The 26,496-nt window shown below is 39.3% G+C and carries 15 protein-coding genes; 11 read left to right on the forward strand and 4 right to left on the reverse strand.

The annotated features are described in order from the left end of the window. Positions 1–15: 15 nt before the first annotated feature. Positions 16–2,982 (forward strand): hypothetical protein, encoded by a 2,967-nt coding sequence (locus K2X50_07115; protein MBX9587013.1) that lies wholly within the window; start codon positions 16–18, stop codon positions 2,980–2,982. A gap of 96 nt (positions 2,983–3,078) precedes the next feature. Here the strand turns inward: K2X50_07115 and K2X50_07120 are convergent, their stop codons facing one another. The 3 genes from K2X50_07120 to K2X50_07130 all read right to left on the reverse strand — a co-directional run bounded on the left by K2X50_07120 (position 3,079) and on the right by K2X50_07130 (position 10,373). After that, entirely contained in the window at positions 3,079–4,725 is a 1,647-nt protein-coding gene (locus K2X50_07120) for a hypothetical protein (GenBank protein ID MBX9587014.1), read from the reverse strand. A 92-nt stretch (positions 4,726–4,817) separates the two neighbouring features. Beyond that, positions 4,818–6,143 carry a TRZ/ATZ family hydrolase gene (locus K2X50_07125; protein ID MBX9587015.1) on the reverse strand — a complete coding sequence of 442 codons (1,326 nt, stop codon included), beginning with the start codon at positions 6,141–6,143 and terminating at the stop codon, positions 4,818–4,820. A 78-nt stretch (positions 6,144–6,221) separates the two neighbouring features. Continuing rightward, positions 6,222–10,373 (reverse strand): hypothetical protein, encoded by a 4,152-nt coding sequence (locus K2X50_07130; protein ID MBX9587016.1) that lies wholly within the window; start codon positions 10,371–10,373, stop codon positions 6,222–6,224. A 301-nt stretch (positions 10,374–10,674) separates the two neighbouring features. Here K2X50_07130 and gyrA point away from each other — a divergent pair, with 301 nt between their 5' ends. From gyrA to lapB, 7 genes are all read left to right on the forward strand, one after another. After that, the gene (gene gyrA, locus K2X50_07135) at positions 10,675–13,239 is read left to right on the forward strand and encodes a DNA gyrase subunit A (GenBank protein ID MBX9587017.1); all 2,565 of its coding nucleotides are present in this window, start codon (positions 10,675–10,677) and stop codon (positions 13,237–13,239) included. 15 nt (positions 13,240–13,254) lie between these two features. Next, on the forward strand, positions 13,255–14,334 hold the full coding sequence (serC, locus tag K2X50_07140; protein ID MBX9587018.1) for a 3-phosphoserine/phosphohydroxythreonine transaminase: 1,080 nt from the start codon (positions 13,255–13,257) through the stop codon (positions 14,332–14,334). Between the two features lie 135 nt (positions 14,335–14,469). Beyond that, complete coding sequence (locus K2X50_07145; protein ID MBX9587019.1) at positions 14,470–17,757, forward strand: hypothetical protein; 3,288 nt, start codon at positions 14,470–14,472, stop codon at positions 17,755–17,757. Positions 17,758–17,832: 75 nt separating this feature from the next. Next, positions 17,833–18,534: a (d)CMP kinase gene (cmk, locus tag K2X50_07150; protein ID MBX9587020.1), complete on the forward strand. Its 702-nt coding sequence runs from the start codon at positions 17,833–17,835 to the stop codon at positions 18,532–18,534. 74 nt (positions 18,535–18,608) lie between these two features. Then, positions 18,609–20,282 (forward strand): 30S ribosomal protein S1, encoded by a 1,674-nt coding sequence (gene rpsA / locus K2X50_07155; protein ID MBX9587021.1) that lies wholly within the window; start codon positions 18,609–18,611, stop codon positions 20,280–20,282. 163 nt (positions 20,283–20,445) lie between these two features. Next, positions 20,446–20,736 carry a LapA family protein gene (locus K2X50_07160; GenBank protein ID MBX9587022.1) on the forward strand — a complete coding sequence of 97 codons (291 nt, stop codon included), beginning with the start codon at positions 20,446–20,448 and terminating at the stop codon, positions 20,734–20,736. A gap of 11 nt (positions 20,737–20,747) precedes the next feature. Then, complete coding sequence (gene lapB / locus K2X50_07165; protein ID MBX9587023.1) at positions 20,748–21,917, forward strand: lipopolysaccharide assembly protein LapB; 1,170 nt, start codon at positions 20,748–20,750, stop codon at positions 21,915–21,917. 499 nt (positions 21,918–22,416) lie between these two features. Here lapB and K2X50_07170 read toward each other — a convergent pair whose 3' ends face one another. After that, positions 22,417–24,105 carry a hypothetical protein gene (locus K2X50_07170; GenBank protein ID MBX9587024.1) on the reverse strand — a complete coding sequence of 563 codons (1,689 nt, stop codon included), beginning with the start codon at positions 24,103–24,105 and terminating at the stop codon, positions 22,417–22,419. A gap of 154 nt (positions 24,106–24,259) precedes the next feature. Between K2X50_07170 and galU the strand changes: the two genes are divergently transcribed. From galU to ccmB, 3 genes are all read left to right on the forward strand, one after another. Continuing rightward, positions 24,260–25,153: a UTP--glucose-1-phosphate uridylyltransferase GalU gene (gene galU, locus K2X50_07175; GenBank protein ID MBX9587025.1), complete on the forward strand. Its 894-nt coding sequence runs from the start codon at positions 24,260–24,262 to the stop codon at positions 25,151–25,153. Between the two features lie 3 nt (positions 25,154–25,156). Next, positions 25,157–25,804: a cytochrome c biogenesis heme-transporting ATPase CcmA gene (gene ccmA, locus K2X50_07180; GenBank protein ID MBX9587026.1), complete on the forward strand. Its 648-nt coding sequence runs from the start codon at positions 25,157–25,159 to the stop codon at positions 25,802–25,804. 38 nt (positions 25,805–25,842) lie between these two features. Beyond that, on the forward strand, positions 25,843–26,496 hold a 654-nt coding region (gene ccmB / locus K2X50_07185), incomplete at its 3' end, for a heme exporter protein CcmB (protein ID MBX9587027.1).

Below are 26,496 nucleotides of genomic sequence, written 5' to 3' on the forward strand. Positions count from 1 at the left end.
AATGAGGAAAAGTCCATGGCTTTAGAGAAAATTAAACATCACCCAGATTATAAAGATTCAGAACAAGTAATCAATTTTCTACTCAAAGAACTAGAGGGCCTTTTAGGGTCACCTGATGTTTTAATAGAGGGGCAAAAACCTCAGCCCTATGCCGAAATGTTTTTAGATGCATTTCAGGCCAATATCACGTACCCAGCTCAAGTTGCCCGATTACTCGTTCGTTTGAGGTCAGTGCATTCCCAATACGCTGATGAAGAATTCGTGACAGCAGCAGCAATTTTGGGAAAAGCAGATGATGGTTTAACAAGTTCTGACCATAAGATTTATACTATGCCTTTAGTTTTTATTAGAGATCATGTGTACTCATGCCAAACACTCATCAATAAGTTTGGTTTTTGTTCCTTTGTTGGGATCTCAGAAATTGCTGCGATGGATAAGAAAGCATTTGAAGGCTTCGAACAAACATTGACTAAAAATAAAGGGCTTCAGGAAAATGTCAAAGCTTGTTTACAACTCAATAAAGACCCCAATACTAATCTTAATCAATTGCGCCGTTTTTTCCAATTACCAACACTTTTGCCTAAAGATATTCTCTATCCTGGTACAGATTCTGTTGAAAATCTCTCTCCCGAAGATTTCTATACGCCTCAACAAGACGACATATATTTAGGGCTGCAACTACTTCATGAGAACGCAAGCTTTAAAGGTAGCTGGAATTTTGAAAGAAATGGCATTCTATACTGTTTGTTGCCTACGGTATTTACAGTTACTTTTAGGGATAATGAACCTGATTTTACTGAGCAATTTGTTGCTATGGGAAAAACACTGTGTTCTTTACTTAAAGATCAATCGTGTGGAGATAAAGTACGACCATTAATAGCGGGAATGTTGTTAGTTGATAATAATCATTGCATTAACTTCTTCTTATCACCTAATCACAAGAAAGGCACTGTCGATGTATTTCTCCTTGATCCCAGTGCAGAAAATAAACAGGGTACAAAAAATCAGAAAGAGTTATTTTATTCTCGAGTCTTTCTACATTTACTCAGTGGTCTATATAAAGAGAATCAGATACTACGACATTCGTGTTTAGTGAGCCAACAACTACAAGAGCGAGATTGTGTATTTTTGAGTCTACAAAATTTAGAAGATGTTTCTCAAAGACCGGGAATATTTTTTATCGATGACCATGAGAATTTGAGATTTAATGCTTCGAAATTAACGGTTAATGGAAATGCAAGCCAAGGTTGTGACCAAAATAATGATTGCTACTATGCCTCATCTCTTAAATCAGATACCCATAGAGTAAGGGAAGAGTGGGCGACACGGTTTCGTGATAAAGCAGAAGTCACTATTTACGAATTAAATGGAGAACCAACATTACAGAAATTGGTGATAGATTCTTTCAAGCAAAATCCATATAGCTATGTTCGTAATATACAAGAATTTTACAAAGAATATTTCCAACAGAAACTACGAGATGCATTATATATAGCCATTAGCAACTTAAGCATTGGTAACTATATGGAAAAATGTGCATCAGCATTTTCAGATAGCTTACAAGTACCGACCCTCGAGAGTTTTAGAGAATCTTCAAATCACTTAAGGGCCCCAGTATTGTTAGGCAATACAACTTTTACAAACAGAAATCTTACACTTGCTCAGATCGAAAAAGAAATGGGAAGACCGCTAGAAGACTTGGTTTGTGACTTTGTTACAGATGCATTAAATGTAGAATGTCTTGAGGCCATAGCCACACATTTTCTAGTTTTTAAAGCCAACTATGAATGGCCTGCTGATGCAGAGACTCATGAGCGAATCTATGAAGATTTTCTAAATCAAAAACTTTCGGCCTTTTTTGCGTTACCAGGCGCTAAGCCAAGAAAAGAAGTGCTCGCTGATCTTAAGAGTCGATTTGATAAACAAGCCAAAGAAGATCTCCTAAATAACTTTAAGGGCTTAGACGCGATATTAGCCAATATAAGTCAATCTAAATCATTAGATGAGTTACTATTATGGTTAGATAATCCTCATCTGCTAATTCAAGCTCCTCATAATGGAAAATTAATAGCATCTTTATTGAAAAATCTATTAGAAAAGGCCACGTTAAGGCAAATTAATATTTTAGTAAGGGATGCGCTAAATCTAACATTCGACAATTTGAGTCAAAAGAGGTCATTAAGGGATTTTATAGAGTTTGGGCCAAATCAGTGGCGAGCAGCAGTATTAAGTGCAGAGGCATTAAGGGTGGTGCGTAAAATTGTCCCAGAAGATAAACTCTTGGCTAAGGTCGATGTTTTTTATAATGCACGAGTTGAACGTTTAATGTGCGATGCAGTTGATGATTTGGTTCACACTGAGAAATTTAATTTAGCCAGGTTTCACAAAGTAAATAATAAGTCCACGACTAGAATTTTAGCTCTTTTTGACTCAGCAGTATTAAAATTAAAGAAAGGTGAAAAATCGAATTATGACGAACAATATTTTCAGAAATTCATGAGTAAATTTCATGAGAAATTAAATGTTCCTTGCAGATTGTTTGAAGATGTTAGCGTAGATTTTACAGAGTTATTTGAATTTGTTAATTTTTTGAGAACAAAAGTGGGCTCCGAATCTCAGTCTGTTAACTGCTTTATGGATCAATTAAGGCAACATGGCGAGCATATCGATTTGTTGCGAAAAAAATCTACCTTCAAGCTAGATGATTTTGTAAGTAAATTCTCTGGTTCTCGAGCTTTGGCTATTGAAGAGTTCAAGATGATGTTAATAGGTTTGAAACTAACCTTCAATAAAGGAAGTCAAGCTTTTCAAGATTTAATGAGAGAGCTAGTTTTAAGCGATGAGTTCAAGCGATTCAATAAAGATGGAAAATCAAAGTTGCAATTGAAAGAAATCATAGAGAAAACACTTGGTAACGTTGCTGAAGCGGGCCAAAAAGACCATAAGGATCCTGAAGAATCTTCTGGCTGTGTAATATTCTAATCTGCAAAGTAAAGGGGTCGAATCTGACCCCTTTCCCTATTCAATTTCTCCAAACTAAGCTGATAAGTTATTAAACGAGCAAAACATCTAAAATCCTTAAGCGGGAGATGATGAGCTTGCGCGAGGGCCGGGTTTGTTATTTCTAATTTCCACGAGTTTTTGATGCACCTCAGGATTTTCTCGAATTATTTTTAGGCATCTTCTAATTTGAGACTTATGATAACTTTTCATTGGTGATTTTGAGAGACAATCTTGAATCCTCTCTATTGAAATTATAAGCTTTCGAGTTGCTTTATCAGGTTTTTCAGGTGCTGAGGTATTTGGCTTTAACCTACGTTCATAGGTATAAAATTGTTTCACTTTTGAATACATATCGTTATATAGATCGTTTTTTCTAAATTCAGCAACCGCGTTTTCAAGTTCTTGGCTTTGTATCAAATCTTTAACTTGATCCTCTTTTTTAAATTCTGTAGCGATAGTCAGTATATCACGAGATTGATTAGTAGCAACGTGAGTTGCAGCTGAATCAGCCTTTTTAAATCTATCTTTTAATCGTTTTTTTGTGACCTTGACTTTTTCAGGTTCGGGTCTAGTCAAGGGTTTTCTATTAAATGTATTATCTAGTTGTTTCAATAAAGTTTCAGCGTGTTCGTATCCTGGTCGGCTAACAAACACTTTTTTATTTTCAGGATTTTTTTCCCAGTCCGCTAAAGTCTGTTTAATAAGGCTGGCTAAATGTTTCCAATCTTCCTCTGGGATACCTTGAATTCGAGATTCTTTAATGTGGGCAAGTAATAATTCTAATGAATACTCAGGTTTCACACTCAAGGATCCTTTTTTATAAGCATTTTCTAGTGCTTCTTTATATTTTGAACACAGTATCAAGAGTGGCTCAATGTAAAGTTGGGTGGCGTCACTGGGTTTAAGGCTTGCATCTAAATTTTTTATAAAATTTTCAAAGAAATTTTCCATCAAGATATATTCTTTATAGACTTCGTTAAGCTTAAACGCTTCAAGAGCGAGTTCATGTTCACTTAAACCGGTGTTGTTAATAAATCCTGGAGTTTGTATTGTGGTTTTAGGTATATCCTCTGATTTGACTTCTGTAATTGGTTTTTTAATAGGTGACCTAACGTCTGCTTTTTTAAAAATACTGACTTTCTTTTGAGGTTTTGCGTTCATTTTTTCAATGGCTTCAGCTTCTTTCACTGCAGCATCAAAGGCTTCTAACACTAGAGAGGTATCAATTTTTTCCTGAATAGTGGAGTCAACATAATCACTGACTCTGATTATCACTTCATTGCCCTTCGTAATTTCTTTAAATTCTTTTAAGGATTTCATTAACAATGCCAATTTATTGACAGGGGTATCATGTTCTAAATTCCACAGAATTTCCCCACCAATTTTACTTCTCATTTTTGAAAGATCTTGGAATAAGGCATGATATTTTTCATCGTCTGGTAATTCATCTCTTAGGGTTTCTATGTTGTCTAAGTAGACTGCTAAGACAGCAATTAAATGTTGGAAATTTTTGGGTAGAGTCGATTGATTAGATTTTTCATGGCTCTGTATTTGGCTAAGCTCTTTATCTTCTGTCACGCTCTGTTTTTGTTGGGTCTGTTCAAATATTGCGCTTGCAGTATCTTTTGGCTTTTGCTTGACCTGAATCTGGATTGGTTTTATTAATTCTTTAATGTTGAATTTTTTTCCCAGATCAGTGAAAAATTGATTTAACCGTTTCATGATTCGCTCCTATCTACCATACCTACTTACAATTATAGTCTATTCTTGCGGGTCTATACGGGAGCGATCATCTAATTTGGAACTAGTACTGACTAAGGCTGTTTGTGTATTTGCAGTCTTGACTGCCAAGAATGAGCAATACCAAGGCATTCAGCTTGGCTCAGGGTTTGGAGCTGCTGGCTTTTGAGGAGTTGTTGGCCTGCAACCCAAACATCCGTCACTTGGTTGCTGTGGCAAGCATAGACGAGCTGAGAGATGGGGTTATAGAGGGGCTGGGTATTGATATGGTTAAGGTCGACTGCGATAAAATCGGCTGATTTCCCGGCTTCTAGAGAGCCTATTTCTTGGTCCAAGTGAAGGGCTTTAGCTCCCCCCAAAGTAGCCATTTCCAGGACATCTGCGGCGCTAGAGGCTGTAGGATCATTAGCAACAATTTTTCCTAAAAATGCGGCTGTTCGCATTTCTCCAAACATATCAAGATCGTTATTGCTGGCGGCTCCGTCGGTTCCAAGGGCAAGATTTATTCCAGCTTCTCGCAATTTTTGAACGGGACAATATCCACTGGCGAGTTTCAGATTGCTTTCGGGGCAGTGAATCACATGCGCGCCCGTTTGCTGCAGGAGTTTAATCTCCTCATCATTCGTTTGAGTCATGTGCACGGCTTGCATTAAAGGAGACAATAAACCGAGATCAGCTAATCGTTGCAAGGGGCGTTTACCGAATTCTTGCAGTCCCATATTGATTTCACTGGCCGTCTCATGGACGTGCATATGAATAGGCAGGTTCATCTCATCCGATAATGCTTTGATTTTTAATAATATTTTGTCATCGGTGGCGTATGGTGAATGAGGACCAAGGCTAAACTGAATCAGAGAATTCGGTGCTCCTAAACCTAAACATTGTTCAGCTTTTTGAAAGGCTTCTTCAGAGGTTTGAGAGTACGGAGTAGGGACTGACATAATGAGCATTCCGACGCGGGCCCGCATCCCAACTTCAGCAATCGACTTAGCTATAATTTCAGGGTAAAAATAGTGCTCATTAAAACAGGTTGTTCCGCCTAACAGCATTTCTGCCATCGCAAGTTTCATGCCGTCACGAATATAATCGGCATTTATACAAGCTTTTTCTGCCGGCCAAATATGATTTTCTAGCCAATCCATCAGTTTTAAATCGTCGGCTAATCCCCTGAAGAGTGTCATTGGGCTATGCGTGTGAGCATTAACGAATCCAGGCAAAACAACGTGGTCAAGCAGTTCGTGAATTTTGTCGGCATGATATTGTTTTTTTGCTTCATATGTTGGCAAGATCGCAACTATTTGGCCCTTATCAACCGCAATGCTGTAATTTTCATGATAACGATTTTTAGGTACTACAGGAACTACCCAACGAGCATGAATAAGCATTTCTACGGTCTGCATAACGATGTCCTTGGTTGAATGTACTCTGCAAACAATATCAGAAGAAAAGAATCTAGGTAAGTAGGTAAGGGGTCAGATCTAAGTTTTGTTGTGTACAATAGAGAGCATTTCGTCATTAACGTTGTATTCAAATGGCGGTTCATCAGGTGTGTCGCTATTCTTTAGAGCCTGTGCGACATCCCTCAGAGCGTTATAAATTTCAGTATTATAATCACGTTGGTTAAGCGGTCTAATCTTGAAGAAACTACCAGAAAAAGAACTATTATAGAGTGTATTGAAAGTCTCTTGCATCTTTTTAAAGGCGCTAATAATGATGGCGTCTTCTGGCAAGGTACCAATGCGAGCAAAATAGTCGTTGAGTAGGGCTAATATTTCTTTATGTGTGTTGCTATCTTTTGGATTGTATTTGAGATTATGTTTTTTCGCGAAACTTGAGAAGTTAAGTATCGCTGATTTAACCTTATCCAATACTTGATCTAAATTGAACCAACTTGACCGAGAATTGGCTTCAATATACTTTGAAGACAATACAACTAACACATTAATTAAAGTAAAATGCATAACCATTGAGGGCCCTAATAAGCGAGCGAGTGAATTACAGCTAGCTCGTCTCCTGTCATCGGTGAGAGAGGTGTATGCCCAAATAGAGTAAAGAGTCCAAAGATGATCTTGGGGAAAAGTGTAGCTCCATTTAGAGTAGCAAGCCCAATTGTGGACATTTTTGGAAACTTTTATTGTGTCACTGTTTTTTTTGAGTAATGATAGTAGTACTAAAAACAGATCGCGTTTAACGGCGGTTAATAAAAGTTCTATAGTTACAGTAAAATTAATGTTTTTTATCAGAAATAGAATATAGGGTGTATTGCTTTTCTCAATAGCAGTAATAAGTGAACGTTCTTTGACTGCCACTCCAACTAAAGGGCCATTTAACAACATTATGCTCAGTTCTTCATCGCGGGTAGCCACTGCGTATTCAAAAGCTTGAAAATAAGCGTGAGAGGATAACGCAATGCCGAGTTTATAGAGTGATTTAACGACTGGATCAGGAGTATGAGACTGTGATTTTGGAGAGATTCTTTTTGAAAATTCATCCTCGGTAACTGATCTCCACTTACAAGAATGAAAACCTTTTGTTGATTCATGACGACGAATAATGCTGTCGACAGTATTAACATTATCACTGGTAAGATATTTCACAATGGTACTATAAATTGTTATTCTTACTTGCTGTTGCGAGTCATCTGAGTAATCACAATCTAATAAGTTAAGTGATGAGGTAAGTAATTCGGATTTTAAATCCGACATTATTATTTCAAATAATAGTGTTAAAGTTTTGAGGATTTCTTTAAGGGAAAGCGATTTAAGGGAATCGAGAATGTGATTTTTAATGATATCTAGTCCATCAACAACACGACGGTTTTCTTTACTCATCAAATTGTAGGCATGGCAATATCTCAGTAAACGCAGTTCTCCTACTTGCTTATTTCCTACAGAAAAAGCTTCGAGTACATGAGCGCATATGCTTTTAATAATATTTGATGTGTCAATTAATGCAGCTTGAACATTATTTTGTTCTAATAAGTTAATGGTTTTTCGGTTGCTGCGCACATAAGCAAGATCTAGGGCTAGTCTCAATCTTGTTTGAGTACGATCGTCCGGATTACTTTTTTCAAGCTCAATTAGCTGTGGGAGGAGTTCATGATAATTGTAGTTAACTGCGTGCAGTAGCGGCGACACAAGCGGGTGGTCGTCGTCTGTCTTCCAATTTCCCCAGGTTGCTTTAGCGCCCGCCTGCAATAATAATTTAGCTAACTTTGGTAGTTGATGTTCAAGAGCTTTGAGCAATGCGTAACCATAGCCGAGTGTATCTTCAGTATCCGTTGGGTATCGCGTGAAGAATTCTACTATGCTCCATTTTTCAGATTTAACCTGTTTGTGGAGTTCACGTCGGACATCTTCTGCGGTCATCGTCAACTTAAATAATAAATTTGCTTCACGATATCGTTTTTCAATAACTGCGTGTCTAAATGAAGTATTTTCAGTAGGCAGAAATAAAAACCCTTCGAATTCATCATCATGGTCACAAGATTTTCTAGGCTTCGGCTGCATAATTATTTCAGTCAGAATAACTGCAACTTCTGTGACTACAATCGCAGATAGGTGCGCTTGTAGAATTTCTAGCCCATCTAAAATGTTAGTGTTATTTTCTGGCAGTAAATTGTATTGGTGACAATATCGTATTAATCGGAATTCTGCGATTTCTCTATTTCCAACAATTAAGGCCTCATTTATTAGTTTGCAGATACTGACCTCGATGTTTTTAGGGTCTAATGAGACCGGGCTGCAAATTTTCTCGAGTAATGCTATTGCTGTATTGTTTTTTCTACAGTACGCAAGATCCAGTGCTAGCCAAAGTCGAGCCTGATAAAATTCATTTTGACACTCTTTTTCATGTTCTATCAGATCAGGAAGTAATTCGTTTAAATCAAAGTTCACCGCATAATATAAAGTTGATAAAAGCTGATGGTTGATATCAGTCTGCTGATTGCGCCAGGTTGATTTGGCGCCGGCTTGTAAGAAAAATGTGGCCAGTTTTAGCTGCTGATCTTCAAGGGCCTTGAACAATAAATAACCGTTGCCGTATGTATCGAGTGATTCAGAAGTCTCCTTGAGATGGCCGAATTCTTTTATGCAAAGTGCAATTGAAATCCATGAGCGATTTTTGGCTGCATGCACTAACATCTGATTAAGGTTCATATATTGGAGATGGCGAGGGTTTCCATTACTTACTAAATGATCGATTAATAATTTACCATCGAATTTTAATTCGGTTTTTAGAGAATTTGTTGCGTTGATGATTTTGTCTGCAATATCAAAAGATTCGGCCATAATGAGTTTAGCTATGATAGGATCATTCTGTGCGATCATGCCTTCAGCTAAGAGCGAATCAAATACTCTATCGCGCAGGTTGGCTTGAGTTGAGGTTCGCATTACGCGCATTAACATGCGCACTTTACCACTTCTCATCATGGCAAGTGCTAGTGGGGCATTATCAATGCGCTCTAACAATATCTCAGGAGTAATTACCTCTAATCCTAGTAGAAATTCATAATCATAGTTTCGATAACATTCTATTCGACGGTTTTCATTGTTGTAAATTCTTGCAGCCTCAGCCCGATCTTCTTGAAGCATAGCGGGAGTGTAGAATTTCAATGCATGACCATGGGGTTCTCGGTAGCCTCTAGTTTCATGTGATTTTTTTGGCACGTAAAAAATAATAGGTAATTTGAAACGAGGATTCAATATCATACCGTGGCTCTTTGCATAAACCACAAAGTGATGCAACAATTCTTGCGCAAAATCCTGTGCTAATAACCGAGCCTCTAAAGTATCTGTACAAATTGTGACGACGGATCGATAAGGATTAAAGCGCAACCTAGCTAAGACTTCATTGGTGCCACCTTTATTTTGTCTAATTCCTAAATTTTTATTTTTAAAAGAGTTGAATTGAGTAGGAGGGAAAATAAAGCCATTTGAATAATTTTTATAGCTACTACTTGATTTTGCAGTTTCAGTGCATGAGAAATCGAATATTCTAGTAACAGTCCCAGAATCGCTGAGGAGCAGACGACTAATTAATATATCATCAATATGGGTCATTAAGCCAAATAGTTTGCTATGCCTATCTTTACCAAAACCAAACGCATTACTTAGCGTTTCCTCATCGATGTGAGTACATGACTGATTTTGTGAAAACCCCTCTTTTTCTTTGGTAGTGTACGTGGGTTGTTTTTCAAGTCTAGCTGCGATTTTGCCTTCTGGAGTAATCGTGACAGGTTGCCGATTTCTTGGGCGCAAATTTTGATGGCGTCTCGTATTATTCTCACCCGGAATGATGCCTAATATAAATGCATGGCTAAAATCAAATTCATCAGTGCGCAGAGTTTTCAGAAAACAATCGCCTAAATACGCTGAAGTGAGTTTTCCTTTTTCGGCCATTATGCAACGCTGGTAGAAAAAATATTGCTCTTGGGTTAACAGTATTACTTTGTCGCTGATTTGTGGATATTCTGTGTTTAAAAAAGGAAGCAAGTGGGCAAAAACCTCGAAGAAAACACGCGCATTCTGTTGTTCTTTGAATATTAATTTAGCCAAGTTATCGGCCGAAGAATTTTCAACCGTGAACGACCCATTAAATGCTGCTAGATTTTCTGCTGTTGGTTCTATCATGGCTACTGCCTATTTATTTGCTCGTTACCGCATCAGATTTATATCATAATTGAGCAGAAATTACAACGTATTTCAGGCTATTTAGGGAAGTGCGTGAGGGCCAAAGTAAAGGGGGCAGGTCTAACATTGAAACAAACTCAACAGAGGTCAGATACTCGGTTCCTATGTATGAAAGCTAGTTTCAATGTTAGACCTGCCCCCTTTCTTCTTTCTTAAATCTGACTCCTCCTAGTAATAGCCAATAGATTGGGAAAGTGTTACAATTCCGCTTTTGTAACTGCAGCTATTGATAGGGTTATTTATGCTTGATCACGCTAAGGAAATTGTGGCCGTCAATATTGAAGACGAGCTTCAGCAATCGTATTTAGATTACGCCATGAGTGTCATTGTTGGGCGGGCTTTGCCGGACGTGCGCGATGGTCTGAAACCTGTGCATAGGCGCGTTTTGTTCGCGATGAGTGAGCTCAAGAACGATTTTAATAAACCCTACAAGAAATCTGCGCGTATCGTCGGTGATGTGATCGGTAAATACCATCCGCACGGTGATACGGCCGTTTACGACACGATCGTTCGAATGGCACAGCCGTTTTCATTGCGCTATATGCTCGTTGATGGGCAAGGAAACTTCGGTTCTGTGGATGGCGATGCGCCTGCAGCGATGCGATATACCGAAATCCGCATGTCAAAAATTGCGCATTCTTTATTGGCCGATCTAGAAAAAGAAACTGTCGATTTTGTTCCCAATTATGATGGCTCAGAACACATGCCTTCTGTGTTGCCCACGCAAGTGCCCAATCTTTTAGTGAACGGCTCATCGGGTATCGCGGTCGGGATGGCGACAAATATTCCTCCTCATAATTTGAATGAAGTAATCGATGGGTGCATAGCAATTATTGATAATCCGAATTGCGAGCTTTCCGATTTGATGCAACTCATACCGGGCCCTGATTTTCCGACCTTTGGAATTATTAATGGTCGTGCAGGTATTGTTGAAGCCTATAAAACAGGCCGCGGCCGTGTATTGATTCGAGGCAAAACCAATTTTGAAGATGTAGGTGAGAAACAAGCGATCATCATTACAGAATTACCGTATCAAGTGAATAAAGCACGCCTGATTGAAAAAGTTGCCGAATTGGTGAAAGAAAAACGCCTAGAAGGCATCACCGCATTGCGCGATGAATCCGATAAAGATGGTATGCGTATTTATATTGAATTACGACGCGGTGAAAATGCCGAAGTCGTATTAAATAATCTGTATAGTCAAACTCAACTGCAAGTAGTGTTTGGCATTAATATGGTGGCGTTGGATCAAGGTCGTCCCCGTTGCATGGGATTAAAGCATCTTCTGGAAGCTTTTATTCGCCATCGACGTGAAGTCGTGACACGTCGAACCATTTTTGATTTGCGAAAAGCGCGAGAACGTGCTCATGTTTTAGAAGGTTTGGGCATTGCTCTGGCAAATATTGATGAAGTCATTGCCATGATTAAATCCTCAAAAACCCCACTAGAAGCAAAAGAGCGTTTAGTGGCTTCTGTATGGCGGCCAGGAGCAGTCTTAGACATGCTTGAACGTGCAGGTAGCGATGCTTCTAGACCTGAAGATTTGCCAGAAGAATATGGGCTAAAACCCGAAGGCTATCATTTATCGCCCGATCAAGCTCAAGCCATTTTGGACTTAAGACTCCATCGTTTAACGGGCCTCGAAAAAGATAAAATTCTCAATGAATACAAGCAGTTACTTGATCTTATCAAAGATTTGCTGGAAATATTGTCAGATGCCGATCGGTTGATGCAAGTGATTAGAGATGAGCTATTAGAAATTAAAGGCCAATTCGGTGACGAACGCCGCACAGTCATTATTGATAATGAAGAAGAACTGTCGATGGAAGATTTGATTCCTAATGACACCCTAGTTGTCACAATTTCGAGTGAAGGGTATGCCAAAACTCAGCCACTTGAAATGTATCAAGCTCAACATCGCGGTGGTAAAGGCAAATCCTCAACGTCAATGAAAGAAGAAGATTACATCGAGCATTTATTGGTTGCGAATGCGCATGACACGCTGCTGTGTTTCTCCAATAAAGGTAAATTATTTTGGTTAAAAGCCTACAAGATCCCGCAGGCTAGTCGTGCCGCCAAAGGTCGTCCGCTGGTTAATTTACTGCCCTTGGGTGAAGGCGAGTGTATCAGTGCTATCTTGCCAATTAGCGAATTCGATGAAGGGCATTTTGTGTTTATGGCGACGGCTAAAGGTACCGTGAAAAAAGTATCGTTGTCACAATTTTCACGGCCTCGTAATAGTGGATTGATTGCGCTGGATATTCGTGAGGGCGATGATTTAGTCGGTGTGATCATTACCGATGGCAAACAAGACATTATGTTGGTCGCTAACACCGGAAAAGTAATTCGATTTGAAGAATCTTTAGTTCGTCCGATGGGTCGAACCGCGGCAGGTGTGCGAGGTATTAGACTCAAAGAAGGTCAACGGCTTATTTCGTTGTTGGCTGCTAAAGATAATGAAGCCATTCTATTGGCGACTGCCAATGGCTACGGAAAACGCACTGAAATGAGTGAATTCCGTCGGATTGGACGTGGTGGACAGGGTGTGATTGGTATTATTGTGAATGAACGCAACGGTGAAGTGGTTGGTGCGGAGGCTGTTACGGATCAGCATGAGATTCTACTCATTACCGATCAGGGCACTATCGTGCGAACGCGCGTCGAAGAAATTTCATTGGTGGGTCGTAATACCCAAGGTGTTCGACTAATCAATGTGAGCGAAGGCGAGCAGTTGGTTGGGATGCGCCGTGTGGAAGAAGTCATTGATGTTGCTCCAGCTCAGGTTGAGGGACAACCAGAGGCTTGAGAAAGAAGGGGTCAAATCATGCGAGGCTATAATTTTAGCGCTGGTCCAGCGATGCTCCCTCTTGAGGTATTAAATCATGTTAAAGAAGAGCTTCTTGAGTGGCATGGTGTTGGCGCTTCAGTGATGGAAATTAGTCATCGCGGTGAAGCATTTCAAAAGATGGCTGCAGAGTCCGAACGCGATTTTAGAGATTTATTATCCATTCCCGATGATTACCATGTGCTCTTTGTTCAAGGTGGTGGGCGAGGGCAGTTTTCCATGGTGCCTTTGAATTTATTACGAGGTAAGACCACGGCAGATTATGTGTATACGGGTGTTTGGTCAGTCATGGCCGCTAAAGAAGCTTCAAAATATTGTCATGTTAATCAATGTGCTAGCTCTGAAAATTCAGGTTTTACAACAATACCAAATCAATCTGGCTGGACACTGAATTCTGAAGCAGCGTATGTTCATATCGTTGATAACGAAACCGTTAACGGAGTCGAATACCCAGCTATTCCCGAAACCGGAGACATACCTTTAGTGTCAGATATGTCATCGAATATTTTGTCAAAACCCATTGATATTAGTCGTTACGGATTAATTTATGCCGGAGTCCAAAAAAACATCGGTCCTGCAGCTCTTGCTGTCGTTGTTGTGCGCAAAGATCTTGTCGGGCAAGCATTACCAATTACTCCATGCCTCTATGATTATCAAAATCATGTAGACCAAAAATCACTCTATAATACACCGCCGACATTCTCCTGGTACGTCTGTAGTTTAGTGTTTAGGTGGCTCAAAAAGCAGGGTGGGATCGCAGCAATGGGCGAAATCAATGCTCGAAAAGCCGCTAAATTGTACGACTACATCGACCACAGTGATTTTTATTACAACAATGTCGATAAGCCTTATCGATCTCGCATGAATGTCGTTTTCCGTATCCGTGATGAATCTTTATATCCTGACTTTTTATCCCAGGCTACAGCAAAAGGATTGCTTTTTCTCAAAGGCCATAAGCTAGTAGGTGGGCTGCGAGCCAGTATCTACAATGCTATGCCTGAAGCGGGAGTAGATGCATTGTTGAATTTTATGGAAGACTTTAAAAAGAAGCGGTAGGTTAGGCTGGAGATTCAGCGCTCTTCTTGTTTTAGCCATGTTTGTTTATGTAATATTCAAGTTGTTGTTTTTAAATTGATAAATCTTACCAATTATGATATAAATGGTATAATTAACTAATCAATATTAAAGTGTATGTCAGATAATATTTTTCAGATACTTGATGAAACTGTAGAATTATTTGAGCTGAACCCAGTCGCTATCGCGGCACCTAAACACAAAGTTTTAACTGAAATATTGAGTCTTTATTCTGGATCGATCGTCGATTCTCGACTTAAACTCAAAGTTTTGATTGAGATAGTGATTCGTTACTGTGGAAAATCCGTACTTATTGATGGTGTTGAAGTTTTTTTATCTTGGAGCCATGTACAATCTTACCTTGAAAAATATACTCCTTTAAACGAGCATCTTTATTCCCATATTGTTGCGGTTTTTGCCGAAAAGTATAAACGCTCTTTTAATGGCGAAAATACAACCTGGAAACTCGATTTTGCAGAAGACACTCAAAGTGCATTATCATTCAAATTATTTCTTCAGCACATTCTCCCACATGAAAAAGAGGATCTATTAAAAGAGTCTGATGGTGTTTTATATTTACCTGAAGATCTCACATTTTTCTATAGTCGTTACTTCACAGACGAAGAAGGCAAGCTATTTCCACACTATTTACACGATACACTGTTGAAAACTTTGCGTGCTGATAAATTTGATTTTAGTACTCAATTTATTTTGGGTATTATTCCTGGTGAAAATAACCAAAGACGCTTGACAAATTTACGTCCTAAAAATCGGAAACCTTATATTGTGACTCCTGATGGGAAGGCAATGTTGCGACTTGATAAAAAGCCAATGCTGACCCCTGAACAAAAACAAGGATACACCCAAGCTCAGTCTTGCACATTGATTGGTGATATACAAAGTCCACCGTTTGGTTTTAGAAAAGACCGTAATGATACGCTGTATGGATTGATCACTGACATTCAAGATGCACATATTCAGCGTTTGCTTATGGATGATGGTGGGACAGTGGGGCGAAAATTCGAATATGAAGACCTTGAAGCGGCTCAAATGAAACTGAGAATTTATTATTCTCATGATAGGCTATTTTTTTCACCTAAAGAAATTCGAACCTTTAAAAACAATAACACTCTTAGGGATAAGTGGAAGAATGTTACCAATGAACTATTGGCTCGTTTGCGTTTTAATCCTTACCGAAGTGTAGTGTGTATTTGTGCAGATAGTTTAGAAGCTCGATTGTTAGCCTATGATTTCGCTGAGGAGCTATGGGAGCATTATTGTGCTTATGCGAAAAAACAAGGTGTAGTGATCAATAATAATTACAGAATACCCGTTGTTTTTTATTTCCCTAAACAGTTTGATCCTGAGAAGAGACATCTAAGATTTTATACTGAAGCGATGTATCGAGAAGATCAAAAAGAAGCTTATGAAATGTATCAATATCATACTGGTGATAGGAGGCAAGCACTTTATGTCTTCAGGTGCTATGAATTTTTGCTTGGTTTAAAAGAAATTACGCTCGATATCTTAAAAGAAGACGTTGAAAAAGTGCCATTGGCTCTACACATGATTAAGAATGGATATATTCGTCATCTAATGCGTCTGCTACGTCCACCACGCTGTTCACCCAGCTTAAAAATAGACATTATCGAATATTTACTATCTCAAAAATTAATTAAGAAAAATGATCCAGTGATCGGCGAATTTATTCTGGTAGAAGAATTCGAATTAGCTGATCACCTCATTCGTGAAACGGGTTCCGAGAAAAAAGACTTGCAAAAAGAAGATGGTTTGTTAGTCAGCAAGATTATTGAAAAAGGTAATGCTCGCCAAATACATTATTTTGGCGAAGATTTTATGTTAAGAATCGCAGCTAACTTCCTTTGTTGTTCTAGTATAAAGCTTTATTTGAAAGAATTCAGAGTAGAGAATCAAGACACCTTAGATAACTTGTTGTTCGCAGCTGCTAGAAGTGGGGAACATACACTTGCTCGAAATCTGCTTCAGATGGGGGCAAAACCAAGAAGTGGTCGTCTCAGTCCGATAAGGGTTGCCAGTGAGTTTCAAGATTGGGAAATGGCCAAGTTGCTGGCTCTAGACTCAAGAGAAAAAGGCGATGAGGCCGAATTCGGTATTGTAGTATTGAACGCCTTAAAATTTAACAATTTAGTAATAACAATGATGTTCTTAGGCTATGCTGCAAACCCTTCGTGGCGCCACTATTATTCTTCAAGCTATACAACAGAATCGACTGTTTTCTACGCTATTTTACATGGTCATAATTCTTTTGAATTTTTAATTCAATTGATAAATTATGAGCTTCAGTTTCGCGATGAGAATACACTTAAGCGAATCTGTTTTGAGATTGTAGCAACCTATGAAGTCGATGATTCGATATCAAGGGAATTTCTACTAAAGCAATATAAATCACGGATGAATATATCTTTTGAATCAGATGAATGGGGAAAATTATTTAAAGAAAGCCTGCAAACTCGATTCGAAGAAGTTGTTAATTTTCGTAAGTCCCCAAGTTTTAATAGACTGTACAAGCTAAACCCGAAAATTTCGGCAGAAACGGCTAAAAAGATGATTGAATCACTTCTCGTGGCCAAAGATAAATTAATTTTAGATTCAATGATGAGTAATCCGGAGTGCTCTGATGGGACTAGAGGACATATTATTCAAGAGATGATGCGTGGTGATGAGTTTTCTGAGAAGGAGATATTGGAATATATAACAAAGCATAATATTACTGTAAGATCTGAACATATTAGGCGAGCTTCACGCCACCATACTGAAAAATTTGTTTCATTCATGTTGGAGAATTATCGACCTAAGGAAATAATGCCTCAAGATGAGTATTGGGACCTGTACCAAGCCTTCCAATATTATCAATCATCAAAGTCAAAATTATTAATTAATTTTCTCCGTGCTTTGGGTACATGGATAATTAGAGATTTTGTTCTACTTTCAGTTGTCAGCTTCTTTCATAAATCCTACATTTGGCCTAGATCAGATTGGAAAACATTGCTAGAATATCAAAACACGTTTGATCATTTTGAATATGTTCAGCCGATGCCAATTTCTCTTTCAAAAGAATATCATCCTGAAATTATGGCTGAATTATGTGAGTATTTTTCTCACCGACCAATTCCCTGTAAAGAAGTAGGGGAAAGAACTTTTAAGAAAATTTTTGATTTGTTTGAGAAGACGGTTAAGCCAACTCCTCGATTTCAATTTCGAGACGAAAAATCACATAATACTACATTTAATCGTGAGGCATATGATTTTATGGTGGTTTGGAAAAAGCGTATTTTCCAATATGAGAAAGAATGCCAAGAAAAAATAGTCGATAGTTCACTGATCGATTCTAGGCCTAATCCAGAATTTCCGGTATTGTTCTAAAATAGTCTATTTGATTGCGTACCCTCAATAAGATAAACTCGAGCCAATGTAATATGAGTGATAAGGCCAATGAATATGCCCAGTGAAAACATCGATAAAACGCCATCTTCCAACATTTCTGTCATTACCATTGATGGCCCTAGCGGAACAGGTAAAGGAACTTTGGGGCGACAAGTTGCACGTTATTTAAACTGGCATTTTCTGGATAGCGGTGCGTTATACCGCATATTGGCTTTAGCCGTTTTAGATAGGAAAATTCCTCAGGATGATCTTCACACCATCGAGGCCTTAGCTGAAAAGTTGCCTGTGGAGTTTGAGTTCGGCAACGATCATTGGCAGGTACTGTTCGAAGGCCGAGATGTGGTGTCTGAACTGCACACAGAAGCTATAGGGCATTTAGCTTCCCAATTGGCCGCGAATAAAGAAGTCCGCAGAGCCTTACTGGCTCGCCAACGGGCATTCAGAGAGGCACCTGGATTGGTTACTGATGGCCGAGATATGGGGACTATTATTTTCCCCGACGCCACCTTGAAAATTTATCTCCATGCTTCCCCGGAGGTCAGAGCACAACGACGTTATAAGCAGTTGAAGGGCAGCGGGTTAGATGTTAAACTTTCACAGATTTTACAGGAGCTTGCAGCTCGAGATGCTCGAGATAGTCAACGTCAAATTGCTCCGATGGTAGCCGCTGCAGATGCGGTCATTATCGATACCAGCGATTTGACAGCCGATGAGGTTTTGACAAAAGTGCTCGAGTTGGTCAAAGAGCGACTGTAATTGGGGTTCCCGCCGCTGTTTCACGCAGTGTCTGGGGATGAAGTTAACTAACCGAAAATGTGTAGGAATTTTTAATGACAACTTTTGCAGAACTTTTAGCGGAGAGTTTGGAACAGAATAATCTTCGTGTAGGCTCTATCATTAGAGCGAGTATTGTGGCGATTGGACAAGATGCAGTGCTTGTTAACGCTGGATTAAAGTCAGACGCGGTGATCGATCTTGATGAATTCAAAAACACTCGAGGCGAGATCGAAGTAAAACCCGGCGATCAAATTGATGTGATGATCGAAGCTATTGAAGATGGTTTCGGCGCAACGCGTCTATCTCGTGAAAAAGCGAAACGAATTGAAGCGTGGACAGAACTAGAAAAAGCCTACAAAAATCATGAAACCATTACAGGTATCATCATCGAACGTGTTAAAGGCGGGTTTACAGTCGCGATTAATAATATTCGTGCATTCTTACCAGGCTCACTCGTTGATGTACGTCCCGTTCGTGATCCAGGGTATTTAGAAGGTAAAGAACTGGAATTTAAACTGATTAAAATGGACCAAAAACGCAGCAATATCGTTGTTTCAAGACGTGCTGTGGTCGAAGCAGAATCTGGCGCAGAACGCGAAGCGTTGCTCGATAAGATAGAAGAAGGCCAAGAAATTCTGGGTGTTGTTAAAAATATCACTGATTATGGTGCTTTCGTTGATTTGGGTGGTATCGACGGTCTATTACATATCACGGATATGTCATGGAAACGCGTTAAACATCCGAGCGAGATTCTCAATGTAGGCGATGAAATTTCTGTGAAAGTCTTGAAATTCGACAAAGATAAAAAACGTGTTTCTCTTGGGCTCAAACAAATGGGCGAAGATCCGTGGGAAAATATTGCACGACGTTACCCAGTTAACACACGTTTATTCGGTTCTGTTACCAACATTGCTGATTACGGTTGCTTTGTTCAATTGGAAGAAGGTATTGAAGGATTGGTTCACATGTCTGAAATGGACTGGACCAACAAAAATATTCATCCTTCAAAAGTAGTTCAATTGGGTGATGAAGTTGAAGTGATCGTGTTGGATATAGACGAAGACCGTCGTCGTATTTCACTCGGTATTAAACAATGCCAAACCAATCCTTGGGAAGCGTATTCTCAAAACCACAAAAAAGACGAGATCATTAAAGGTAGTATTAAATCCATTACTGATTTTGGTATTTTCATCGGTCTTGAAGGTGGAATTGATGGTTTAGTGCACCTATCGGATATTTCTTGGACAGAACCTGGCGAATCTGCAGTTCGTTTATACACTAAAGGTCAAGAAGTCGAAGCAATTATTCTTGCTATTGATCCAGACCGTGAACGTATTTCACTTGGTGTTAAACAATTACAACCTGATCCACTCGGAAACTTTTTTGACAAAAACGAGAAAGGTTCTAAAGTTTCAGCAAAAGTAATTGAAGTTGATGCCAAACGAGCTATCGTGGATTTAGGTAATGATATCCAAGGTGTTATTCGTGCGGGTGAAATTAGCAACGAGCGTGTGAATGATGTCCGTGATTTCCTCAAAGTTGACGAAGAAGTGGAAGCACGTATATTAGGACCCGATCGCAAAGGCAGAATGGTTTCTTTATCAATGAAAGATCCTTCAGCTCAAGGCAGTCAACGTGAAGCTCAAGAAGGTTCTGCACCTCCTCCGAGCGCGACCTTAGGTGACATCTTGAAAGAAAAAATGGGTGGTGGAAAAAGCGAGTCTTAATCGTTTTTTACCGTAAACTCAGTGTTTGTGAATAAGAGAAGCGTTCTAGCGAGCGCTTCTCTTTGATTCAAAGAGCAAGAAGTTAGAGGGAATTTAGAATCTTGTTAACCTAGGATATAAAGTTTTTTTGGTATATCCCAGTTAAATATAAAGGAAGGTGGCCATGAAACTTATTAAAACTCTTTTCATGCTTTTAGTAGTTGCAGTCGGTATCTCGTTTGCCATTTTAAATGCTAAGTCAGTCCCATTAAACTATTATTTTGATGCGAAAGAAATTTCGTTGGCATTGTTGATCGCAATTACGTTGGCTGCAGGGGCATTGATCGGTTTATTATTATCAATTCCCTCGCTTTTTCGTTTGAAGCGTAGTAATAGACAAATGAAAAATCGCATTAAATTTTTCGAAAAAGAAATAGAACATTTACGCACGTTGCCTTCTAAGCCATCTGAGTAGGTGCTTTCACAATGATATGGCAATATTTTTTTTTATTATTACCAGTTGCCGCTTTTACAGGATGGTATATGGGAAGACGAGGTGAAAAACTCGCATTGCCCAATTTAAAAAACGCCATACCTTCTGATTATTTTTTAGGTCTTACCTATCTCATCAATGAAGAACCCGATCGCGCAGTAGATGTTTTTATCAAATTACTTGAAGTGAATGGAGATACTGCAGAAACACATTTAGCATTGGGTGCATTGTTTAGGCAGCGTGGCGAAGTCGATCGCGCAATACGTATTCATCAGAATTTAATTGCGCGGCCAAATTTAGATAAAACACTTCGTATTCATGTGATGTTGGAATTAGGTCAGGATTATTTAAAAGCGGGTGTATTGGATCGTGCGGAGAAATTATTTTTAGAATTAGTCTCAATTGGCGGTGAAGTTAAACGGAGTTTGCAGTATTTGCTGACAATTTATGAGCAAGAAAAAGAGTGGTTTAAAGCGGTTCAAACGGCAGAAAAATTACAATTAATGACAAGAATTCCAATGCAATCGACGATAGCACATTATTATTGTGAGTTAGCGGCAAAAGAATTGTTAGAGAATCGAGTTGATGAAGCACAAACGCATTTGAAGTTGGCCTTAAGAACAGATAAGCATTGTGTGAGAGCGTGTTTGGCGTTGGCGGATTTAGCGATTCAGGAAGGGGAATATAAAACGGCTTTAAAGCAGCTGAAATTGGTCAAGTCTAATGATCCCGATTATATTACAGAGACGATTGAACCTATTCGACAGTGTTTTCATCATTTAGATCAAGAGCAGTCGTTGTTTGACTATTTGTGGGAATGTTTGGAAGAGCACCCAAGAATTTCAGTGATTCTTGCGTTGTCTGACTTAATTCGTCATCGCGAGGGTGATCGGCCGGCGATTGATTTTGTAGCAGAGCAGATACGGCATCATCCGTCGTTGCGAGGTTTGAATCGATTGATTCATTTGTATTTGGGTAATACAGTGGGTGATACGAAGGATAAGTTGGAGTTGTTGAATAATCTTGTGACTCAATTGCTTACGCTTAAGCCTGTTTATCGGTGTGTTCAGTGCGGTTTTTCGGGTACTCAATTATATTGGCAGTGTCCAAGTTGCCATCAGTGGAGTACTGTGCGCGCCATTCAAGGCATCGAGGGCGATTAATTCGCATTTTTAGAGTTCCCAAAGTCGGCGCGAGAATTCGACATCCTTTTCGCTTAACCAAAAAAAATCGAAGAATTAAAAAATTCTAAGGGAGTTGGACTGGGCAAGACGACCTTTTCAAGACCGCCGCGTAAGAATAAATTTTTTAGAGCTCCCAAAGTCGGCGTTACAATCCGACTGTCTTTCCGAAAATGGCTCACTCGGGTCCCCCTCGCTGCGCTTTATTTTTCTCCAAGAAAGTCGGATTCTTCGCCTACGCGACTCAGGATAATTAAATTTTACTGCCACAAGCAAAGTCAATGGGGCTTCTCGCTTTTTTTAATGAAGCTTTCCAGAGCCACAGAAATAAAAACTTAGCACGGAGTTGAAAAGACTGGGCAAGATCTACCTTTTCAAGATCGTGAGAAACAGGATGTTTCGACCGAAGCCTACACGGATGTATTTACGGCGGTCTTGAAAAGGTCGTCTTGCCCAGTCCCACTCATGAGATCCACAAGATTTATTTCTTCGTATCGAGAGAAATTACCGATTCTTTTTTCGTATCGCTTGTGTTCATCGGTGTGAGAGGTTTGTTTAACAAACTTGATGCGTGTAATTTAAGTCGAAACTGTTGAGAGTTAGCGGCTTTTTGTAAACTCGATGTGACTGAAAAACTTTCAAGATGTGCACGGATTTGTCTTAATAAAGCTTCATCGCCTTCGATCCAAAAATTTTGCTGTGTATCCATTTTCCAGCCTTTTTCAATCGTATTTTGTTTCAGCACTGAGTAAAGTACCTTCATGGTAAGTTCGTCTAGCCGAGCTGCTGTTGGTTGTTGTGGTATAGTATGAGTAGCCGCTAATGTAGTTTTTTGATTTGACTCTAACAATTGACGATGGCCTTTATAAAAGTTTAATTGTATCGATAATTCTAGAATTAAAGGTTCAAGGTGTTTATGAGATACTTTGAGTTTATTTTTAAACGCTTCTAGTTCTTCAAAAACTTGATTAGGATTGTAGTGAGAGCATATGGTCTGAATTTTCATAATGACGGCCAAATCATTTTTCTCGTAATAACTTTTACCATCCAATTTTTTTCGATTGAGATGAAAATTTGCGATGAAACGAGTATTATTAATAAAGATTATAGCGCAGTCTTGATTTACTTTTGTTGATTCTTTCAGAAAATAGTATACTTTATCATTCGCCTCTGAATTACAGTGTGGAGTAGGTCTTTTTCCTTGGGGATTATACTTCGGATTAACTGTAAATCGATTTTGAAGATTTACCGTTCCGATGATATCTCCGTCTATATCAAATAAGGCAAAACTTCCATCACCAGCTTTGCTCTCATCCATATCTTTCCAATAATTGCCGTACGGATAACACAACGGCTCTCCATCTTGAATTTCTCGTCTAGAGATAAAACTAACTGTTGGGACAGGAGAATTGACTCCCCCATTTGGAACAAGATTTGCTGTAAGGACTAATTTTTTGAGATGTTCTGGCATATCGATTTTTTCAAGGTCTTCTTCAAGAGGGGCATGTTGAAACAGTGTTGTAATGTTTTGAACGTTTTGAGCATCGTATATTGCGCGTCCGTAGAGTTGCCAGAAAGTATTCGTTTGAGATTTATCTCTCCCTGCGAGAAATCCATTCGGATAAAATTTTCCGTCACCTTGCGAGACAATCACACCGGAGTAGTTTCCAACGCAGACACCTGCCGGTAAAGGCTTCTTCTTTTTTGAATGATAAAAAGCACATTTTCCTACGGATTTGTATTGTGAATCTTGATTCGCGCTCATATCAGCAATAACAAAATGATTAGCTCCGTGATTCCAAGTTTGGAAAGTGTGAACTTCTAAACTAACGGCGGCTACTTTTTGAAATAAATTTTGTCGACGTTTTTGATGAATTAGAGGAGCATCTGACCACTGAATATTATCTTGTTCACAAAAGTCTTTTACTGAAATTGATTTTACTACGCCGCCTAGTGCTGGAGGTTTATCAGCAATTAGTAACGTCTCAGTAGGTTTAGCATAAAAAACAGGCTCGAGTGGACCTTCTAAATCAGCGTTCGTGGATCGTTGTAGTAGCTGTGGGAATAATCCCTGCACGCTAGGATCATTGGAATCGACAAATTGGACATTGGGGTTGCCTTGTAATTTCGAAAATAGTTTAGATAATTCTTCTGCTGATGTTAGTTTCATAATTGGCCTCGATTTCGGAGTAATTTTATATAAGCGCTTTAAAACGCAGCATCATACCATGTAATATTAACAATTGATAGTGAGAATCGTTGTTGTGATAGCCGCTAAATTGTCTTAACATTGCTCTGAGTTATCAACTGTAGAAGGCGTCATCATGCTGAAAAAAGTGACTAAAGCGGTATTTCCCGTGGCAGGAATGGGGACACGTTTCTTACCTGCAACCAAGGCCAGCCCTAAAGAGATGCTTCCGATTGTCGATATCCCACTGATTCAATATGCCGTTGAAGAGGCTGTGGCGGCTGGGATCACACAGTTAATTTTTGTGACAAGCTCCAGTAAGCGCGCCATTGAAGACCACTTCGACTCTAATTATGAATTAGAATCTAAATTGGAAGAGCGCGGTAAGCTCGATATGTTGTCTATCGTTAAGGATATTTTACCTCCAGGCGTTAGCTGTGCGTATGTGCGTCAAGCTAATCAGCTAGGGTTGGGGCACGCTGTATTGTGTGCACAATCTATTGTGGGCGATGAACCCTTTGCTGTTTTACTCGCAGACGATTTAATTGATTGCGAAGATCATTATTGCTTAGAACGCATGATCGATATGTATCAGAGTACAGCGAGTAGTGTGATTGCTGCACAACGCGTTTCGCCAGATGAAACTCAAAAATATGGTATTATGGCCTTAGATGAACGTGATCCGAGCACAGGCTGCTTAAGGGATATTGTTGAAAAACCAAAACCTTCTGAGGCGCCTTCGAATTTAGCCGCGGTCGGACGTTATATTTTAACGCCGAAAATTTTTGAGCATCTTGCTTTAATTGGTCGCGGAGCGGGTGGTGAAATTCAATTAACCGATGCCATTTCCAGATTGTTAAAAGAAGAAGATGTATTTGCTTATCAATTTCAGGGTGTGCGTTACGATTGCGGTAGTAAATTAGGCTATTTACAAGCGACGGTGAGTTATGCACTGCGTCATCCTGAAGTGGGTGAAGAATTTAAAGCCTATTTGGGAAGCTTACCATTGCAAGAATTGTGTGAGATTTAAAGGGTGATTTCTTCTTTTGATTCAAATTCTCAGGGATTGATCGTCAAAAATTTAACCTGTCTTCGTAATCATCGACTGCTTTTTCGAGGAATTAATTTTACACTTAATCCCGGTGAAGTATTGCATGTTCACGGGGAAAATGGCGTTGGAAAATCCAGTTTGTTACGAATATTGTGCGGATTATTGGAGCCTGCTGAAGGAGAGATTCGTTGGCGGGGCGAATTAAATTCTGCAGATCCATTTCAGTATAAAAGAGACATTGGGTATTTAGGACATAAGCTGGGATTAAAAGATCGACTCACAGTCGCTGAAAATATAAAAATATTTATTGATTCAAAAAATAAAGAGGAGTGTCAAAAATTAATTGATACAGTTTTAAACCGCATGGGAATATTTAATTTAAAAAATCATTTATGTGAAACACTTTCAGCAGGTCAAAAACAACGTACCGCGATAGCGAGATTACTGGCGAGAAAATGCACAGTATGGTTGTTGGATGAGCCTTTTACCTCTATAGATATAGCAGGAATCGATGTGTTAGAAACAGTTATTCAAGAGCATACAAAAGAAGGTGGAATGGTTGTGCTGACTTCTCATCAGCCTGTTGAGCTCAAGGAAATTTCACTACAGATGTTATATTTGAATGCGTGAATTAGTGAAAATGAAGTTTGATTCAAGTGGAAAATTTTATGCTTAGACAATTTTGGCTTCATGATCTTATTGCAAATTTTCGTAGCCGCGCAGAATTGCTGCTGCCTGTGTTGTTTTTTGTGATGGTGATTGCGTTATTTCCGATGGCGTTAAGTGTTGATCCAGGTTTAATTCAAGCCATGGCTCCTGCCGTCATGTGGGTGGCTGCACTGTTATCAGCATTAATGGCATTAAACGGTTTATTGCGACAAGATCATGCGGAAGGATTTTTAGAGCAGTGCATTTTAAGTCCTATTTCACTACCTGGATTAATTTTCGCCAAAGTTTGGGCTCACTGGTTGGTTACAGGGCTTCCACTTATTATTCTTTCACCTATTCTCGGAAAAATGCTTTTTCTTTCCTGGACTGGAATTGGTGCCCTTGTTATTAGTTTATTGTTAGGTACGCCAATTTTAAGCTTTATCGGGGCGGCTGGCGTAGGATTAACGCTTGGACTCCGTAACGCCAGTTTGCTGTTAACCTTATTAGTCCTTCCGTTGTATGTTCCGGTGCTCATTTTTGGTACCAGTAGTGTCATGACAGCCACCTTGGGCCAGCCTATACTTTCACCCTTGTTATTTCTTGCTGCCATGTTAGTTCTTGCAATCACCTTTATCCCCTGGGCAACCGCCGCGGCCGTACGGCTTGGCTTG

This window comes from Gammaproteobacteria bacterium (assembly GCA_019748175.1).
Classification (GTDB): Bacteria; Pseudomonadota; Gammaproteobacteria; order JAIEPX01; family JAIEPX01; genus JAIEPX01.

Bases quoted from the DNA above. Each gene is read 5' to 3' on its own strand.
- K2X50_07115 (MBX9587013.1), top strand. From the start codon at position 16: ATGGCTTTAGAGAAAATTAAACATCACCCAGATTATAAAGATTCAGAA.
- K2X50_07120 (MBX9587014.1), bottom strand. From the start codon at position 4,725: ATGAAACGGTTAAATCAATTTTTCACTGATCTGGGAAAAAAATTCAAC.
- K2X50_07125 (MBX9587015.1), bottom strand. From the start codon at position 6,143: ATGCAGACCGTAGAAATGCTTATTCATGCTCGTTGGGTAGTTCCTGTA.
- K2X50_07130 (MBX9587016.1), bottom strand. From the start codon at position 10,373: ATGATAGAACCAACAGCAGAAAATCTAGCAGCATTTAATGGGTCGTTC.
- gyrA (MBX9587017.1), top strand. From the start codon at position 10,675: ATGCTTGATCACGCTAAGGAAATTGTGGCCGTCAATATTGAAGACGAG.
- K2X50_07145 (MBX9587019.1), top strand. From the start codon at position 14,470: ATGTCAGATAATATTTTTCAGATACTTGATGAAACTGTAGAATTATTT.
- cmk (MBX9587020.1), top strand. From the start codon at position 17,833: ATGCCCAGTGAAAACATCGATAAAACGCCATCTTCCAACATTTCTGTC.
- rpsA (MBX9587021.1), top strand. From the start codon at position 18,609: ATGACAACTTTTGCAGAACTTTTAGCGGAGAGTTTGGAACAGAATAAT.
- K2X50_07160 (MBX9587022.1), top strand. From the start codon at position 20,446: ATGAAACTTATTAAAACTCTTTTCATGCTTTTAGTAGTTGCAGTCGGT.
- lapB (MBX9587023.1), top strand. From the start codon at position 20,748: ATGATATGGCAATATTTTTTTTTATTATTACCAGTTGCCGCTTTTACA.
- K2X50_07170 (MBX9587024.1), bottom strand. From the start codon at position 24,105: ATGAAACTAACATCAGCAGAAGAATTATCTAAACTATTTTCGAAATTA.
- galU (MBX9587025.1), top strand. From the start codon at position 24,260: ATGCTGAAAAAAGTGACTAAAGCGGTATTTCCCGTGGCAGGAATGGGG.